Genomic DNA, 17,991 nt, shown 5'->3' with positions numbered 1-17,991 from the left:
TTGATTTTGGCATGAAAAATACCTCCAAAGTAACAGATTTTTATATTTAATCTGTCTACTTTAGAGGTATCATATCATTTAGCCTTGTGAGCGGTTCCATAATTTTCCGCAAAGTCAAAAACAGGAAAAAGCCAACAAACAGAACCAGAAACAGGGTAAACCCTCCTGCCTGATAAAACAGTGTCTGACTCTGTTTTTGTACACCGGTAATATCTTTGTAGGTGACAATCTGATAGTTCATGTCTGTAGAACTGTAGCTGGAAAAATAAAAGAGCAAAAATACGTTGCCATTTGTTTTGCTGATCAGTGGTTTATCACAATAGCTGTCATTTTCGAATCCATCATGTTTGTTTTTTGTTAGGTTTCTGATATTTTGCAGATCAAACTCATATTTTGTCCCATTATATTGTTCTTTTCCATCCTGATATAAAACGGCACTGTCGTGGAATACCTGACGAAAAGCATAAATAATCATTTTTTCCCGGATTTTATCATCAGAGTCCTGTGTTTTACTTTTAATCCGCATTAGCATGTTTTCAAACTTAGAAATATTTGTTTGAAACCTGCTATTTTCATAACTGTTGATATTCTGTATGCTCTGATTTTTCCACCTGTAAGTTGTATAGAAAAAAATTCCAGATGACAGCAGAAGCACCACGCAGATTACCTGTAAAAAAATTTTTGTAAATAGCTTCATAAATCCACCTCAAGTCGATAACCAATTCTAGGAATGGTTTTGATTTTATCCTGCCAGCTTAGTTTTTTTCTGATGCGTCCAACGTGTGCATCCACAGTTCTTGTTTCTCCGCAGAATTCCTCCTTCCACAGTTCCTGCAAGATCTGGCTTCTGGTAAGTGCTTTATTTGGGTTTTTTACGAACACCATAAGGCAGTTATATTCCATAGGTTTTAAATATATTTCTTCTCCATTTTTCGTAACTATGTGACTTACGGTATCAATTATGACATCGTCTATCTGAATCTGTTTCGGTGCCGTTCCATAACGATCTAACACTTTTTCCAAACGCACCATTACCTCCAGCATTTCAAAAGGCTTTACTATATAGTCCTCGGCTCCGTCTTTTAACCCTTTTACTTTACTTGTAACATCAGCCTTTGCCGTAAGAAATATAACCGGAATACCAAACTTTTTTAATTCCGGCAACAGGGTATAACCATCCTTTCCCGGAAGCATAATATCCACAAGGGCGCACTGAAATTCATGGTCCTGTGCGACTCCCTCACTTGCATCATTTCCATCCAGATAACCTACTGTTTCATAGCCGGCAGCTTCCAGATTCATACAAAGCAGATCATTGATTGCCATTTCATCTTCTATCACCAGTATTCTTGCTTTCATAATAATGTTCCTTTCATTTTACACAAATCCGATTATTTCTTTATTGTGCGTGATTTTTACTATTACAATTATACACTAGTTTCAGTACTGCAAATGTAACCGATTTGTAAAGAAAAAGGAATCAAGAACGATCCATCTGGAAGTCGTTTTGATTCCTCAAATCCCACTACATTTTTGATTTAATTTTGTTAATTGTGTTTATATCTGCTTAATGTACGAATCAGTTTTTCCGACTCTTTTTTTCAACAGGAACTTTTATTCTGTATTATTTAATTATCATTTTAATTTCAAAATTGAACTGTTCTGCATCAAGGCGGTACTGTTCTGACAACTCAGGCCCGCAACTGTTAGAACCAATTCCGTTTTGGACATAATCCAGGCACACGACCGTACTTCCACAAGGCTGTAATTCATAGCTATGTCTTTTTGCTGTCAGTTCCTCTTGAGTATATGGTGATACGTTAAAGGAAAATGTCCTTTCTCCTGCTGCTGCAAAAGTATTTTCCTTTCCTTTTAAGATAAGGTAGTCACAGTCGGTATGACTTCCATTTTCCTGTGGACGCAGGTAATCTTCATGCATTTCAAGTACATTAGCATCATATTTTCCATGACTGCCGGCTCTTCTCTTATCTACGTAACTTTCCTCAGGTCCTATTCCGTAATATTCTACGTTGTCAAAATCTCTGTTAAGGAATAAACGGATTCCAAATCTCGGAAGCATTGGAAATTCCAAATCCCTCTTTACATCCATTTTTACCTGGATTGCGCCATCCGAAGTAATAATCCATTCTGACTTCACATCAAGAATTTTTTGTACGGTAGGTGCAGAAACACTTAACGTTCCTAAGATGTGTAGTTTCCCATTTTTGGTAATGCAGGAAGTTTCATATGCTCTTGCATAGCTCTGGTCATAATGAGCATTCATCCATTCTAATTTGATTTTCCGGTCGTTGTCAGTTGGTGCTCTCCAGATATTTAATTCCATAGGACGAGTCAGAAGTTCTTTTCCCTTTACAGTAATGCTTTCAAATAATCCTGTCAGTCGGTTGAAGCGATAAGTATTTTCCTGCCCTACATGAATTGTAAAGTATCTGTCACACTCTTCCACAGTAAAAATATTATCAGTATTCATTTCAGCAAGAAGTTCAATGGCTTTCTGATTTCTTCCATCTATGTTCTTTAAAAGGATTTCATCAAATCCAAGAGACTCATCCGAATGTAAAATCTGAGTATTAGTTTTCAAACAATAAGATACTTTTAGGTGACATTTTCCACTATCTGGTATTGAAACAGGAAGTTTGATTGTTTTTTCTTCATGAGCTGGTATACTTTCATCTAATTCAATTTGTCCTACACAGTCAACTTCTCCGTCAACGCTCACCTCATATATAAGATAAATATAATCTTTAAGATCAACATAATTCATATAGTTATGAAGAACCATATCTCCAGTTTCCTGATCATAGTGAAGAACCCTTGCCGGTCTATATATATTTTTGTATTCTTTTAACCCAGTATGTGGTGTTCTGTCAGGATAAACCAGTCCATCCATACAGAAGTTTCCATCGTGAATTTCTTCGCCATGATCTCCTCCATAATAATAGATTCCCTTGCCATTTTCAGCCTGGCCTTTGTAAATAGCATGATCACACCACTCCCATACGAAACCTCCACAAAGACTGTCGTACTTCTGGATCAATTCAAAGTAATCCTCCAGGTCTCCAGGTCCATTTCCCATGGCGTGGCAATATTCTACCAGAAGAAGAGGCTTATCCGGATTCTTTTCCATGTATTCATCAATCTCAGAAAAAGCTGGGTACATTCTTCCAACTACATCAATATTAGAATAGTCATACTCACGGTCTGTACTCTGATAGAATGCACTCTCATAAGTCGTAAGACGGGTTGGGTCAAATTCCTTGGTCCATTTTAGGGATTCCTCAAAGGTACATCCATATCCACATTCATTACCCATAGACCACATTACAATACATGGGCGGTTTTTTTCTCTTTCCACACAAAGTCTGGTACGATCCATGGTTGCCGGAATGAAATCCGGGTTATTTGCAATTCTTTTATTCCACTGCTCAACTACATTTTCCCACTCTGAATTTTTCAAGTACTGTGTCTGGGTTCCATGGCTCTCATTATCAGCTTCTGCGGTCACAAATAAGCCATACTCATCACAAAGCTGATAGAAATAAGGAGAATTCGGGTAATGGCTGCTTCGGACTGCATTAAAGTTGTGCTGTTTCATCATGATCAGATCTTTTTTTATCTGCTCCATATTTACTGCGGAACCGGTTATCGGATCGGAGTCATGACGGTTTACACCTTTAAATTTTGCTTTTACACCATTAATATAGATTACGCTTCCCTCACAGTGGATTTCACGGATACCGATACGGTCTATGATCACCTCATTCTCGGAAAGGAAAAGCACCTGATACAGATATGGCTGTTCCGGATTCCAGAGTACAGGGTTTGTGATATCTAATACCGCTTTGTAAGCAAAATTTTCATCGTCACATTTCTTAAATGTACCTGTAGCCACCGTATTTCCCTCATGATTCCGGATTACAATTTTAGTATTTTCTGCTGCATTGCTCTCCCCAAGAAAATTCGCACGAATTTCAATTTCTGCACCATTTTCCCCTATAGATGTAGTGGTAAAATAATCATACAGTACACTTTCTGGTCGCTTTAACAGATATACATCACGGAAAATTCCTGTCATACGGAATTTGTCCTGGTCTTCTAAATAAGTTCCATCACACCATTTCAGGACAAGTACCGCTAAAGTGTTTGTTCCTTCTTTCAGATGATCGGTCACGTCAAATTCACTGGTTGCATGAGCCACCTGGCTGTAGCCTACATAGACACCATTGATCCATACATAGAAGCAGGAATCTACACCCTCAAAATTCAAGTATGCTTTTGGTGCTTTGGAATCTTTCTTATATTCAAACTGGTGTACGTACGCTCCGCAAGGATTCTCCTGTGGTACATATGGCGGATCAAGCGGAATTGGGTAACGGACATTGGTATACTGATGGCTGTCATAGCCATAGTTCTGCCAGATTCCCGGAACTGGAATTTCGTCGAAGCCCTTAGTGTCATAACCTGCTTCGTAAAATTTTTCCTGAAGATCATAAATGCTCTTATAAAACTGGAATTTCCAGTTTCCATTTAAAAGCTCCATACGGTCAGATTTCTCTCTGTCATGTACAAGAGATCCCATATCCTTTGATGCAGGCATGTAGTATGCTCGATGGGGCATGGTGTTTTCATGTAACACATTCAGATTTTCGTAGTGTTTTGGTACGATCATATTTGCTCCTCCAATATTATATATTTTTCTGTTTTAACATCTGATATGATTATACCTGTTTTTTAAAAAAATTACATAAACTCTGTTCGACAAAACATGCACAAAATGATATAATTTAACAAGTAAAGACACAAAAATATACACTTTTTTATTAATTTTGAAATATGTACAATCTGTTCCGATAAAAATCGTGCATATTTACAAGGAGGTAATTTATATTGTACACAAACTCCGCTTACTGGCACCAGACACGCTTGGATTTTAAAGATAAAAAACATCCTATTTTTATAGGGAGCTGCGGTACTTACCGTCTGTACACAATAAAGAAGCTGCCAACGCACCGGCCGCGAGGTCGGCTTGATTACCAGCTTCTTTACGTTGCTTCTGGAAAAGCACATTTCTATTTTGATGGAAAAGAGGAAATTGTTTCTGCTGGAAACATGGTTTTGTACCGTCCAAAAGAAGAACAGCGCTACTACTATTATGGTGCCGACCACCCGGAAGTGTACTGGGTTCATTTTACTGGGAATAACGTCAAAAATATCCTCCGCAAATACGGCATTGCAGATGGCGTTCATGTGATTTATTCCGGAGTCTCCATGGAATACAAGCATCTGTACATGAACATGATTGAAGAACTGCAGCTGCGGAAAGAAGACTATGAAGAGCTTCTTGTGTATTACTTTATGCAGCTTTTAATCCTTCTTCACCGCCAGATTCTTGTAAAACCTCACAAGAAGAATCCAATGATCATGGATGACATGGCGCAGGCAGTTGATTATTTCCGAATGCATTACAATAAACAGATTAATATTGAAAAATATGCAGCTTCGAAAAATATTAGTGTTAGCTGGTTTATCCAGAACTTCAAACAATATACGAATACAACACCCGCCCAGTACATACAGAACCTGCGTCTTTCAAATGCGAAATCTCTGTTGGAAACCACAAACTACAATGTTACAGAAATTTCCAATCTGGTTGGATATGAAAATCCATTATATTTCAGCCGCTTTTTCCGGAAACAGTTTGGCGCTTCGCCGTCACAGTTTCGGAAACAACTGCGGCAAAATGAAGAGAATCAGATGACTGAACCAGAAAAGAAATGATCTGTATACGAAAGCCCAGGTTCAAAAACTGCCTGGGCTTTTAATTGATTTATTTTTATTACTAATATTCTACATACGCTCTCCCCTAGTCATATGTACTTCTTATTCTTCTATTTTAATATACTCCCACAAATGCCATCGCAGGTGCAACTCTGGAATCTTCAATTACGATTGCCAGACTATCTGTATGGATTCCCTTCAAATCGACGATTCTCTTATATCCGATAGTTGTTCCTTCATAGCATTTTTTTATGCTGCCGTTTTCTTCATAGCAGACATTAAATGCCTCAACTCTCTGGCTAAGGGGAATTGCTTCTTTCAGAACAAGATAATGTAGTTTTTTTCTTTCAATCCATTTGATCTTGATAACCAGTTTATTGGTTCCAGCCTCATTCAGGAAATAAGTTTCATAATCATCGGTTCTAAGAACTTCTGGGGACATCTCCCGACAGTCAAGTGGTGGAATGGTTGTAATACCAGCTTCTTCCACTAAATTATTGGAAAAGCTTTCTTTGATAAAGTCACCTAACTGCTTCAGGTTCTGAATATCCGTTGGATGGATCTTTCCGTTTTTCATCGGAGGGATGTTTAACAGAAGTGTAGTATTTCCACCAACTGATTTTAAGTAAATATCCTTCAGATTCTCAAAAGAACGTACTTTATCATCCTCTTCTTCGTGATAGAACCAGCCCGGTCTGATGGAGACATCTGTCTCAGCCGGATACCAGGCAAGTCGTTCTTCCTTCGCAAGACGTTCCCTGCTTCCCAGATCAGACTGTGTTTCATCCAATGGTCTTTCACGGAACTCTTCATTATCCTCCTGCTGGCTTAACTCTGAAGTCAGAGCCGGATCTTTCATATCTGCTGCTACCACGCTCCATTCACTTGGGCGTACCTCACCAGCTTCATTTCCACACCAACGGATATCAGGACCAGAAATAGAGATCACAGCATTTGGCTGCAGCTTGCGAACTACCTGGTAGTATCTTTGCCAGTCATATTTCTGTACCTTTCCATTTGCGCCTTCCCCACAGGCACCATCCAACCATACTACAAAAATATCACCATACTCTGTCAGAAGCTCTGTAAGCTGATTCACATAATAGTCATCATACTCTTTTCCTTTTCCATAGGATTCATTGTTTCTGTCCCAAGGAGAAAGATAAACACCAAACTTCAGGCCATATTCTCTGCAAGCCTCCATTGTTTCTCTTACAATATCACCCTTTCCATTTTTATATGGAGAGTTTTTGATACTGTGTTTGGTGTATTTTGATGGCCACAGGCAGAATCCGTCGTGATGTTTGCAAGTGAGGATCAGTCCCTTCATACCGCCCTCTGCGGCTGTTTTCGCCCACTGTTTTGCATCCAGCTCTGTCGGATTAAAAATAGATTCCGGCTCTGTTCCATCGCCCCATTCTCTTCCGGTAAAGGTATTTACTGTAAAATGAATGAAACAGAAAAATTCCATGCTTTCATATGCAATCTGTCTTGCGGTCGGTACTGCTTCAATTAATCTTTTGTCTTCTTTTAAGCCGCTATAGTTCATGATCATCCTCTAGACATTTTTATTGTTACATCCCATTGCTATATTTCGTTATCTTAATGCTTATTTTGTTTCCAGCATTTTACTGTTCTTTAATTCTTCATTTGCCTTTTCTACATTCATCTGTGACATAATAAAAGTAATGATTACACAAATCACAACTGGAATCCACAGATACATAGTATGAAGCATGCTAAGGCAGGAATCCGGCTGTACAGCAAGTGAACTGTTAAAGTGGCTGAATTCCAGAAGCCAGCCTGTAATCGCAGTTCCAAGTCCTCCTCCAAGTTTCACACCAAGGGAAGTACAGGAATACATGGTTCCGTCTACACGTTTATGCTTTGTCAGATAAGTATACTCTGAACAGTTAGCAATCACCGCATTCATATCACCCTGCCATGGTCCCATACCAAATGCAGCAACGGCTGTAAAGGCAATCATAAGCGGTACGCTTCCCATATAAGCAGCAACTACTACAAGGGCACGTCCAATGGTTCCAATGGTATATCCAACCAGATTCAGCTTATATAACCCTTTCCATTTTGCTACTAAAGATGGTGTAATAACCAGTGCAATGATTAACGGGATATTGATTGCCCAGGAAAATACCGGGAACAGATCCTCGTTTTTCAATACATACATCATGTAATAAATACCCATACTGAGCATTGCGGAATAAATCTGCTGCAGAATGTAGGTTACGCAGATCATAATATAAAATCTGTTGGAAAATAACAGTTTTGCAGCTTCAATAAGACTATATTTTTCATCTACTGCGCTTGATGCATCTTCGTTTAAGACTTCTTCTGGAAGCTCTTTTACAGATAATGCAGAAACTGTATTTATAATAAGTCCAATGATGGCATAAATGATTGCTACAATTCTCCATCCAGCAGCTCCCCCTCCCATAATCTCAACAAACTTGATAGTAACAGACTGGATCAAAAGACTGGTAGAAAATGCAAAGATAAAACGGTAAGATCCCATTTCTACACGTTCTTTGCTGTTTTTGGTAATCAGAGCTGTAAGAGCTGAATATGCAATGTTATTTGCTGTATAGAACACTGCATTTAACAGGGAATATGCAATAAAGAACCATGCATACTGCGCTGTCTGTCCAAGACTTTCCGGAATTGCAAATACACCGATCAAAGTAACTGCACAGCCGATATAACCATACAGCATCCAGGGTTTTGCTTTTCCCATTTTTGTTTTTGTCTTATCAATCATAGAGCCGAAGAAAATATCGGTCACTCCATCAAACAGTTTTGATACTGCAATCAATGTTCCTACAATACCCGGGTTCAATCCAACAGTATTGGTCAGATAGAGCATTACGAAGGTGGAAAGGAATGCATATACCACATTTCCAGCCACATCTCCGGAACCGTATCCGACTTTGTTGTACCATTTCAAATATCTTTTTTCTTCCATGTTTTCCTTCTCTTTCTCCTGTTTTTTCAGGTTTATTTTCGTACTTCCTTAATCCGAATATGATTATATCTTTATCTTTCCCAAAATTACATAAACAACATTTAACAAAACATGCACAAAATTGTAGAATTTTAAAAAATAGAACATTTCAGGATAAAAAATGCGTTCATTTATAACATAAGGTCAATTATTCAAAAAAATAAGAGGGCTGCATCTTACAGCTCTCTTATTTTAAATATACATCCTATTCTTCATATCCCTGCGGATTATTAGACTGCCATCTCCAGGAATCTTCACACATCTCACGGATACCGTTTTCTGCTTTCCAGCCAAGCTCTTTTTCTGCCTTAGATGCATCACAATAACAAGTTGCAATATCTCCGGCTCGGCGAGGTTTGATCACATATGGAATTTTCACACCAGTTGCAGCTTCAAAATTCTTTACAATATCAAGAACACTATAGCCCTTTCCGGTTCCCAGATTGTAAATCGCAAGCCCAGGATTTTCCTCGATTTTCTTAAGCGCTTTTACATGCCCCTTTGCCAGATCCACAACATGAATATAGTCTCTTACACCAGTTCCATCCGGAGTATCATAATCATTTCCAAATACACCAAGTTCCTTCAGCTTACCAACTGCTACCTGTGTAATATATGGCATAAGGTTATTGGGAATGCCATTTGGGTTCTCTCCAATTGTTCCACTCTTATGTGCGCCAATTGGATTAAAGTAACGAAGAAGCATAACATTCCATTCTGGATCTGCTTTCTGGATATCGGTAAGCACCTGTTCCAGCATGGATTTTGTCCAGCCATACGGATTCGTACACTGTCCCTTTGGGCATTCTTCTGTAATCGGAATCTGTGCCGGATCTCCATATACAGTTGCTGAGGAAGAGAAAATAATATTTTTCACATTATGTTTTCTCATTACATCAACCAGGGTTAAAGTGCCTGCTATGTTATTTTCATAATACTCCCAGGGCTTAACCACAGATTCTCCAACTGCCTTCAAACCTGCAAAATGGATGCAGGACTCAATAGTTTCCTTGTCAAAAATATTATTTAAAGCATCTCTGTCCAGAATATCTGCCTTATAAAACTTCACTGGTTTTCCTGTGATTTTTGATACTCTGTCCAGTGCTTTTTCACTTGCATTGCTTAAATTGTCCAGTACCACAACATCATATCCTGCATTCTGAAGCTCCACTACCGTGTGGCTTCCAATATAACCAGCACCACCTGTAACTAAAATTGCCATAATGATTCCTCCTGAACGGTTTTTCTTTTATTATAGTCTGATTTTTGTAAAAACATATGGACAAAGTTTTAGAAAATATGGAGAAAATGCCACGATTAAATAATAATACTTAAGAAAAAGAGCTGACCTGTAATGATCAGCCCTTTCCCATTATACGAACTCAACCAATAAATATTTTACAACCGATATATCGCATAATCTCCTGGAATCAACATAGCTATGGATTCCTCTTCATTGCTAAGAATATTCCTAAGTTTTCCCCCAAGTTCTACTTTCTGTTGTTCAGCACTATAATTAATTAAAAACAGATATTGTTCTGTCTCATTCTTTCGTAAAGCAGCCTGAACTCCGGCACTGGTCTTTAAAACCTTTATCACCCCAGTTTCCTGTACATATTTTGAAAACAATGCACCCAGAAATGCCTCATCCGGTTTTGTCGCAATATAAATTGCTTTTCCCTTTCCATATCGGTTCTCAGTAATACACGGTTGTCCCTGATAAAAATCTTTTCCATATTTACCAAACACAGTCGCGCCTTCTACTCGAAGCAAGTCACAAAATACACCGCAGGTATATTCTTTTTGTGAAAATCCGTCTGCACATATCTGAATCAGATTACTTTCATTTTCATACAAAGTATCAGTTTCTTCTACCCAAATGCCAAGCATATCCTTTAACAAGCCAGGATAACCACCTAACCAGACATTATCCTGATAGTCTGTGATGCCACTGAAATATGTAGTGATAAAGCAGCCTCCATTTTTCACATAAGCTTTGATATTGTCTGCCTGCTTTTCTGTAAGCATATACATCATTGGTGCAACAACCATCTTGTACTTGGACAGATCCGAGTCTGCACGTACAACATCTGTCATAATATTCTGATCATGGAACCATTTATAATAGTACAAAACTTCATCAAAATATTTTGTCCCCTTTTTGGGGAAGGAAGTAACTTCAATTCCCCACTTATAGTTCCAATCTGCAATAATTGCCACTTCTGCAGGAACTTCTGTTCCAAGAAAACTATCACCCATTTTCTTTAAGTTGGAACCAAGTTTTTTCAATTCTTTTCCCTGTCTTGTATCAGTGCGGCCACTATGCTCAATCATGGCACCATGGAATTTTTCAAATCCGGCGCGAGATCTTCTAATCTGGAAAAACATAGCTGACTCTGCACCTCTTGCCAGAGAACTAACTGCAATTGAAGATACCTCATTCGGTCTTTTCACTGGACAACTCATGGCCCAACTTGCCTGATTTGGAGACATTTCCATCATCAAGAATGGACTTTGTTTTTTCTTCAATCCCCTGCACATATCCAGGAAAAATGCAGCCTTGTGTGGGGAATCATTTTTTTCCGGATAAAGATCAAAGGATACAATATCCAATGGCTTCGCAAGCTCATCATAATCATATTCCCGGAACTGGAAATTGTTTGTAACAAGTGCGTCTGGAATATACTTTAAGATTGCAGCCTTTTCAATCTCAAAATCCTTTTTAAAGCTTTCTGTCATAAAGCGCTTATATTCCATGCTTTCCGTTGGGAATGCAGACAGATCAATTCCTGCTCCGTTTACATTTTCCATCACCATATTGTCATATGCAGGCGGGTTGATCTGTTCCCAATCTGTATATACATGTCCCCAGAACATTGTATTCCATGCCTTATTTAACGCTTCAAGACTTCCATACCGTTCCTTCAGCCATTTTCTGTATTCATTTGCACAGCAGTCGCAATAGCAATGGCCTTCCAACTCATTGCTAAGATGCCATAATACAATGTTCTTCTGATCTTTGTAGTGTTTTGCCAGTACTTCACATATTTCCTGAATTCTATGCTTGAACTCTTTATTATTGGGGCAATAATTCACTCTACGAGCCGGTCGGTTTCTTACTCCCCGAATACTCTGTGCCATAATATCCGGATACTTTTTAAGTAACCAGTTGGGTAGAGCTGCTGTTCCTGTAGCCATTACGATATTTATTCCGTTTTCTTCCAGTAAATGGATGATATGATCCATCACTCCAAAAGAATAGGCACCCTCTTCTGGCTGATAAACACACCAGCTATGAACATTTAAAGTTACTGCGTTAATTCCATATTCTTTCATGATCCTGATATCTTCATGCAGAGTTTCTTCATCCCACTGTTCCGGGCAATAATCTCCTCCATATAAAATACCATTCCACTTTGTTAATGCCATATGCTTCTCCCTTATTCTGTCTTTAATTCATCCCAACACTGCTGGAAATAATCCAACAAACCATCTTTATCCAGTTCTCCTGCATAATACATCTGCACACCATTTCCAAACTCGGTTGTTACGCCATCTGGATATTTCTGGAATTCCCAGCCAGCCGCTTTTCCGGCATTTGAATATTCCTGAATTTCAGCACCAATTTCTCCGACTTGTTCTGCTGATGGGGTAATATTCTTTAAACCAGGAATGAAGCCAAATTCTTCTGTAATATATCTCTGACCGGTTTCAGAGCTCACAAGCCAGTTAAGAAACTCTTTCGCTGCTTCTTTTGATTTAGACTCTTTATTCACACACCAATATGTTGATACAGATGCATAAATTTTATCGTTCATTTCGGAATCATTATTGATCGGCATAGGCATAATTCCTACATTCATGTCCGGGGCTACATCGTCAATCATTGGCTGATAACCGTTTAATCCCATAATCATTGCAACCTTTCCAGTTGCAAAATCAGAAACAACGCCACTAAAATCTACAGACAGCGGATCCGTTACCGCATGCTCTTTCATGACATCCACTAAATCTAGCCAATCATAAAACAACTGATTATCACGGAATGTCTCAGTGCCATTATTTAAGTCTTCCAGAAACTTATTGGGATCATCCTGGGACGCAACCGGAATATTGGCTAAAAACAAACCATTTGGATACCATTCAGCTCCATTCACTGAAATGGGACTTATACCAGCATCTTCCAGTTTCTGCACAACCTCTTTAAACTCATCTAAAGTTGTCGGAACTTCCGTAATTCCTGCCTGTTCAAAATAATCTTTATTATACAAAAATCCATATCCTTCGATATACAATGGAAGTCCATAGATTTTTCCATCCATGCTGATTCCTTCTTTACTGGTATCCACCATTTCATCTACCCATGGCTGGTCAGATAAATCTTCCAGGTACTCAGACCATAAAGTCATATTCTGGTAACCCTGATTGTTAAAAATGTCTGGTGCCTCTCCATTTGCAAAACGTGTTTTCAGAACAGTATCATAATCTTCCGAAATAATACTTTCAATCTGCAGATCTACGTCTGGATGTTCTTCCATATATGCTTCCGCCATATCATTCATCTGCTCTGATAACTCTGTTTTAAACTGAACTACTTTTACCGTTGTTTTACCCTCATCTGCAAATGCACTACTTTGTAAGATAAAACATCCTGCCAACACTCCTACTGATACTGCCAAAACTTTTCTTTTTTCCATTTTTTTATCCCCTTTCTTTTTATCCTTTTACAGCACCTGAGACCATTCCCTCTACCACATATTTCTGGAAAATCAGAAATACAAGAATTGCAGGTATGATTGCCATAACAAGTGCAGGAAGTGCTAAATCCCATTTCATAACATACTGCCCGAAAAATGCATTGATTGCAATCGGTATTGTTCTTAAGGTTTCATCTGAAATAATCAGCTGTGGAAGCAAAAAATCATTCCAGAACCAGAACGTATTAATGGTAATACCAGTAAACAATATAGGTTTTAATAACGGAAGAATAATTTTGTAAAACATTTTTACAAGCGTGCACCCGTCCAAAGAGGCTGCCTCCTCCATTTCAACTGGTATATTATGAATGTATCCACGAATCAGAAAAACCGTAAATGGAACAGCCATGCCCCAGTATGCAACAATTACGCCGAACAGATTATTGATCAGATGCAAATTCTTCAATACGATAGTCAATGGAATCATGATTACCTGAAATGGTATAATCAGTCCAGCCATAAATACTGATCCGATAATGCGATTTAATTTAGAATCATATCTTTCCAGCCTGTATGCCGCCATAGAAGAAATTACAATAACTCCCAGATTACTAAATACTGTAACAATAAGAGAATTTCTAAATACCCTGAAATAGTTCAACTGAGAAAATGCTTTCTGGTAATTAAGAAAACTGAACTTTTGAGGCAGACTCAAAACATTCCGTAATAGTTCTCCATTTTCTTTAAACGAATTGATAAAAATAATATAAAATGGAAAAAGAAAAATAATTACCACGCACAAAATTAAAATTGACCATATATTTCCATGCTTAACTTTCACTTGCGTTCCTCCTAGTCAGATAATTTTGTAGCAGGGAAAAAACAACAACTGTTACAAAAAACAGAATTGCTTTTGCATTTCCTACACCATAATTATTTTTTTCAAAGGCTTCTTGATAAATATTAATCGCCAATGTTTCTGTTGATTTAAACGGTCCTCCTTGAGTAAGAGAAAACTGTAAATCAAAGCTTAACAGAGTCTTACTGATTGTCCAGAAGATACAGACTACAAAGGATGGTTTTAAATGCGGCAAAATAATTTTCTTGATCACCTGCATATTCCCTGCACCGTCTACATATGCCGATTCAATAAGATCTCCGGGAATCGCAATAATTCCGGCAATGTAAATCAACATGACATATCCTGTCATCTGCCAGATACTTACAATTGCAACAGACCAGAAAGCTGATGTTGGTCTTGCAAGCCATGACAATTCCAGAAATTTGCAGTTTAACGTTTCTCCAATCTGTGGGAGAACATCCGAAAAGATAAACTTCCAGACAAAGCCTAGAACGATTCCACTTAAAATGTTCGGTAAGATCAGAGTTGTCCGAAAAATCTGGCTTCCACGAATTTTACATGTAAGAATTAAAGCAAACAACAATCCAAGTGCATTTGCAATAACCGTCACTACAAACATGTTTTTCAGTGTATATATAAAAGAGTTCAAAAATGCCTTATCTGATAAAATCTTTTTGTAATTGGCGATTCCGTTCCACTGTATGTTCTTAGATATTCCATTCCACTTTGTTAGTGATGTAGCAAAGCTGTATATGAAAGGAATCAGAACAATACAGCTAAAACAAATTATTGCAGGTGCCAAAAATATAATTTCATTTTTTATACAGGTTCCTTTTTTTTCTTTCATACCTCCACCTTCTCTAACAGTATTTTCGAATTCCGGATTCGTTTATTTTATAACTTGATAGTAGTCTATTCTCAAGTAAAAAGCCACCCATAATTCTATACACTTAGTGGATATTTTTGTCCTGTTAGCTTTATTTTTTTTGCAAATTGCTTATAAACAATTTGATTTTTATAATTTTTTTTGATAAAATTATAAATCAAGTATTATTATATTGATTAATCAATGGGGGATTTGTTATGAAGGGACACTTAAAAAGTATTCGTTATAAACTTATTTTAATTTTATTACTCTGTTCTATTCTGCCTTTATCTTTCTCCATGTGCATCACTTACATTTATTCACGAAATAATTTTTCCAATGAAATCATCTCATATAATGAGCAACTCATGTATCAATTTTCTAATAACATCAATACATATCTTTGCGATGTGTCTGATGGAATATACTATCCGTTTAGCAATGCCAAAATGTATTCTTTTTTAACTAAAAAAGATTCTTCGCATTATAATGATCACAATACCATTATGACCTTTATGCAATCCATTCAAAACCTTTCCAATGATATCGAGTCAATTTCTTTACAGTGTATCAAAAAAAACAAAACTTACATATTTCAGAATCGCGATCTGCTTACAGCTTCCCTGTCTGATTCCGTCTTATTCCCTGGTGATTATACAGCTCATATTTTTTCTTCCAGAAACTCTAAAGACAATTACTCAGTTTCTATATATCTTAATCTTCAGAGTATTCCAGAAAACACCCCAATTGGAGCCCTTACCATAACACTTTCTAGTGTATCTTTTGAAAAATTGTCCAAGGACATGCTAACCGCTTCTGATGAAGCAATCTATGTCATCAACAATTCATCTGAAACTGTTTTATATAGTACAAATAATGTTTTATCAAATAAAATTCCATCTGAAATAAACAATATAGCCCATCAGCTTTCTGCCTCCGGAAACTATCAAAAATATACTGATAATAAACAAAGCAAATTTATATTTTATAAGACTATTGAAGTGTTAAATACTCCCATCACCATTATAAAAACAGTCCCTTTAACAAACGCTTATGAAAGTATTTTTCAGATTCTGAATATTTACCTGCCAACTTATATTGCATTTTTGTTTCTTTCCATCTTGATAACCTGGCATTTTTCCAAAAGTCTTACTACGCCTATTATTCTGCTGACAAAACAGATGAAGGATATTAAGCAAGGAAAAAGTTATGCTCCTCTTGAGTTAAATAGCAATGATGAAATACGCGTTCTAAACGACTCATTTAATTCCATGATTGAAACAATACAACTACTGAAAATAGATAAATATGAGCTTGAACTCTCTATAAAAGACGCGCAATTGCGAATGCTGCAAGCTCAGCTAAATCCACACTTTATGAATAATACATTACAATCTCTTGGAACGTTAGCCCTGCAAAATAATTCACCGGAACTTTATTCGTTAATTACTAATCTTTCTCTCATGATGAATTACGCCATGGATATCCAGCATCCATTAATTTCATTACAAAGTGAATTTGATTATGCACAAAGATATCTCATATTTCAAAGACAACGTTTTGGAGAAAATTTTCATTTTGATTTGAATCCAGATCCTGATACGGTTTCCCTAATGGTTCCAAAAATGATTCTTCAGCCTATTATGGAAAATTATTTTAAGCATGGGTTTGTAAAACGGCCGGAAGGATACTATATCTGTGCCACTTCACATTTAAACAACGGAATCCTAACCGTACTGGTAGAAAACAATGGAAAATCTCTCTCTAAAAAAGAATTAGATAATCTCCAGCTTATGTTTCACTCCATAAAATACAACCAGTACAAGGAAAAAGAAAAAGGGATCGGTCTTGACAATATCCAAACTCGACTTAATATGTATTATCACAATGCATCTTCCGTTTCTGTTGAAAACATTTCCCCTTATGGGGTTTGCATAAAGATCACATTATTCCTGGAGGAACCTGCTAATGAAATTGCTGATTATTGACGACGAAAAACCAGTTCGGGACTGTATTAAATTACTTATTCCTAAAAGCACCTATAAAATATCTGAAATATACGAAGCTGAAGATGGATTAGAAGCAGTTCAGTTAATCCGACAGTATTCACCAGATCTGATATTTACAGATATCTGCATGCCTATTTCAGATGGATTGGAATTAATGGATTGGATTGTTGAAAATAGTGTTTCTACTCCTGTTATTGCGATCAGTGGATACACAGATTATGAATACATCCGAAATTTTTTCATAAAGGGGGGGCTTGATTATATTTTAAAACCAATACAGCCTGACAAACTAAACCTTGCCGTACAGAAAGCTCAAAGTGAAATTGAAAGAAAAAAAGTAATTACTCCCACACATGAAGAGGATTATATAACAGAGGATATTTTTATTTCCATAAAGAAATATATCGACCAAAATTATTCGAATCAGCTTAACTTACCCTATATTGCTTCTGAATTTCATTTAAGTGAACCCTATTTGTCAAGAAAATTCAAAGCAAAATTTGATATTAACATTATACAATATATAAAACTGGTACGGATCCGTCATGCAAAGCAGCTTTTAATGAGTTCTGGAAAAAAGATATCAGAAATATCTCTTTTAGTTGGATATGATGATGAAAAATACTTTTCTCGTGTTTTTAAAGAAATGGAAAAGATTTCAGCTAACGATTATCGAAAAAAATTCTCAAATAAGTAATTTTTTACTTGCTTTTTCCAGTTCTCTGCTATATACTGCCTCA

At 37.1% G+C, this 17,991-nt stretch carries 13 protein-coding genes; 3 read left to right on the top strand and 10 right to left on the bottom strand.

All coding sequences use genetic code 11. The annotated features are described in order from the left end of the window. Nucleotides 1-55: 55 nt before the first annotated feature. The 3 genes from I2D69_RS17215 to I2D69_RS17205 all read right to left on the bottom strand — a co-directional run bounded on the left by I2D69_RS17215 (nt 56) and on the right by I2D69_RS17205 (nt 4,690). Nucleotides 56-526: a hypothetical protein gene (locus I2D69_RS17215; protein WP_195380292.1), complete on the bottom strand. Its 471-nt coding sequence runs from the start codon at nt 524-526 to the stop codon at nt 56-58. 167 nt (nt 527-693) lie between these two features. Then, on the bottom strand, nt 694-1,359 hold the full coding sequence (locus I2D69_RS17210; protein WP_173717240.1) for a response regulator transcription factor: 666 nt from the start codon (nt 1,357-1,359) through the stop codon (nt 694-696). 265 nt (nt 1,360-1,624) lie between these two features. Beyond that, complete coding sequence (locus I2D69_RS17205) at nt 1,625-4,690, bottom strand: glycoside hydrolase family 2 TIM barrel-domain containing protein (protein WP_195380291.1); 3,066 nt, start codon at nt 4,688-4,690, stop codon at nt 1,625-1,627. A gap of 218 nt (nt 4,691-4,908) precedes the next feature. Here I2D69_RS17205 and I2D69_RS17200 point away from each other — a divergent pair, with 218 nt between their 5' ends. Beyond that, nucleotides 4,909-5,799 carry a helix-turn-helix domain-containing protein gene (locus I2D69_RS17200; RefSeq protein WP_148463279.1) on the top strand — a complete coding sequence of 297 codons (891 nt, stop codon included), beginning with the start codon at nt 4,909-4,911 and terminating at the stop codon, nt 5,797-5,799. 115 nt (nt 5,800-5,914) lie between these two features. Here I2D69_RS17200 and I2D69_RS17195 read toward each other — a convergent pair whose 3' ends face one another. The 7 genes from I2D69_RS17195 to I2D69_RS17165 form a co-directional block, all read right to left on the bottom strand. After that, entirely contained in the window at nt 5,915-7,348 is a 1,434-nt protein-coding gene (locus tag I2D69_RS17195; protein ID WP_148463277.1) for an alpha-L-fucosidase, read from the bottom strand. Nucleotides 7,349-7,408: 60 nt separating this feature from the next. After that, nucleotides 7,409-8,779, bottom strand: a complete 1,371-nt coding sequence (locus tag I2D69_RS17190; protein WP_148463276.1) for a glycoside-pentoside-hexuronide (GPH):cation symporter — start codon at nt 8,777-8,779, stop codon at nt 7,409-7,411. A 244-nt stretch (nt 8,780-9,023) separates the two neighbouring features. Further along, nucleotides 9,024-10,040, bottom strand: a complete 1,017-nt coding sequence (gene galE, locus I2D69_RS17185) for a UDP-glucose 4-epimerase GalE (RefSeq protein WP_148463275.1) — start codon at nt 10,038-10,040, stop codon at nt 9,024-9,026. Nucleotides 10,041-10,216: 176 nt separating this feature from the next. Then, on the bottom strand, nt 10,217-12,247 hold the full coding sequence (locus I2D69_RS17180; RefSeq protein ID WP_148463274.1) for a beta-galactosidase: 2,031 nt from the start codon (nt 12,245-12,247) through the stop codon (nt 10,217-10,219). Nucleotides 12,248-12,258: 11 nt separating this feature from the next. Next, nucleotides 12,259-13,515 (bottom strand): extracellular solute-binding protein, encoded by a 1,257-nt coding sequence (locus I2D69_RS17175; RefSeq protein WP_148463273.1) that lies wholly within the window; start codon nt 13,513-13,515, stop codon nt 12,259-12,261. Between the two features lie 19 nt (nt 13,516-13,534). Next, nucleotides 13,535-14,356, bottom strand: a complete 822-nt coding sequence (locus I2D69_RS17170) for a carbohydrate ABC transporter permease (RefSeq protein ID WP_148463272.1) — start codon at nt 14,354-14,356, stop codon at nt 13,535-13,537. Then, nucleotides 14,346-15,026: a sugar ABC transporter permease gene (locus tag I2D69_RS17165; RefSeq protein ID WP_178090728.1), complete on the bottom strand. Its 681-nt coding sequence runs from the start codon at nt 15,024-15,026 to the stop codon at nt 14,346-14,348. Before I2D69_RS17165 ends, I2D69_RS17170 begins: the two co-directional genes overlap by 11 nt. 434 nt (nt 15,027-15,460) lie before the next feature. On the opposite strand from I2D69_RS17165, the gene I2D69_RS17160 reads away from it, so the two are divergent. Continuing rightward, nucleotides 15,461-17,230, top strand: coding sequence for a histidine kinase (locus tag I2D69_RS17160; protein ID WP_148463270.1), 1,770 nt, complete (start codon nt 15,461-15,463; stop codon nt 17,228-17,230). After that, on the top strand, nt 17,211-17,948 hold the full coding sequence (locus I2D69_RS17155) for a response regulator (RefSeq protein ID WP_148463269.1): 738 nt from the start codon (nt 17,211-17,213) through the stop codon (nt 17,946-17,948). Before I2D69_RS17160 ends, I2D69_RS17155 begins: the two co-directional genes overlap by 20 nt. The last annotated feature ends 43 nt before the right edge of the window (nt 17,949-17,991 follow it).

The sequence above is a fragment of the Ruminococcus sp. D54t1_190329_F1 genome (genome assembly GCF_015551645.1).
GTDB lineage: Bacteria > Bacillota > Clostridia > Lachnospirales > Lachnospiraceae > Blautia_A > Blautia_A faecis.
This window is presented reverse-complemented; position numbering and strand designations above follow the sequence as displayed.

Excerpts from the sequence above, each read along its gene's own strand:
- I2D69_RS17215 (WP_195380292.1), bottom strand. The coding sequence starts at position 526 with ATGCGGATTAAAAGTAAAACACAGGACTCTGATGATAAAATCCGGGAA.
- I2D69_RS17210 (WP_173717240.1), bottom strand. The coding sequence starts at position 1,359 with ATGAAAGCAAGAATACTGGTGATAGAAGATGAAATGGCAATCAATGAT.
- I2D69_RS17205 (WP_195380291.1), bottom strand. The coding sequence starts at position 4,690 with ATGATCGTACCAAAACACTACGAAAATCTGAATGTGTTACATGAAAAC.
- I2D69_RS17195 (WP_148463277.1), bottom strand. The coding sequence starts at position 7,348 with ATGAACTATAGCGGCTTAAAAGAAGACAAAAGATTAATTGAAGCAGTA.
- I2D69_RS17190 (WP_148463276.1), bottom strand. The coding sequence starts at position 8,779 with ATGGAAGAAAAAAGATATTTGAAATGGTACAACAAAGTCGGATACGGT.
- galE (WP_148463275.1), bottom strand. The coding sequence starts at position 10,040 with ATGGCAATTTTAGTTACAGGTGGTGCTGGTTATATTGGAAGCCACACG.
- I2D69_RS17180 (WP_148463274.1), bottom strand. The coding sequence starts at position 12,247 with ATGGCATTAACAAAGTGGAATGGTATTTTATATGGAGGAGATTATTGC.
- I2D69_RS17175 (WP_148463273.1), bottom strand. The coding sequence starts at position 13,515 with ATGGAAAAAAGAAAAGTTTTGGCAGTATCAGTAGGAGTGTTGGCAGGA.
- I2D69_RS17160 (WP_148463270.1), top strand. The coding sequence starts at position 15,461 with ATGAAGGGACACTTAAAAAGTATTCGTTATAAACTTATTTTAATTTTA.
- I2D69_RS17155 (WP_148463269.1), top strand. The coding sequence starts at position 17,211 with ATGAAATTGCTGATTATTGACGACGAAAAACCAGTTCGGGACTGTATT.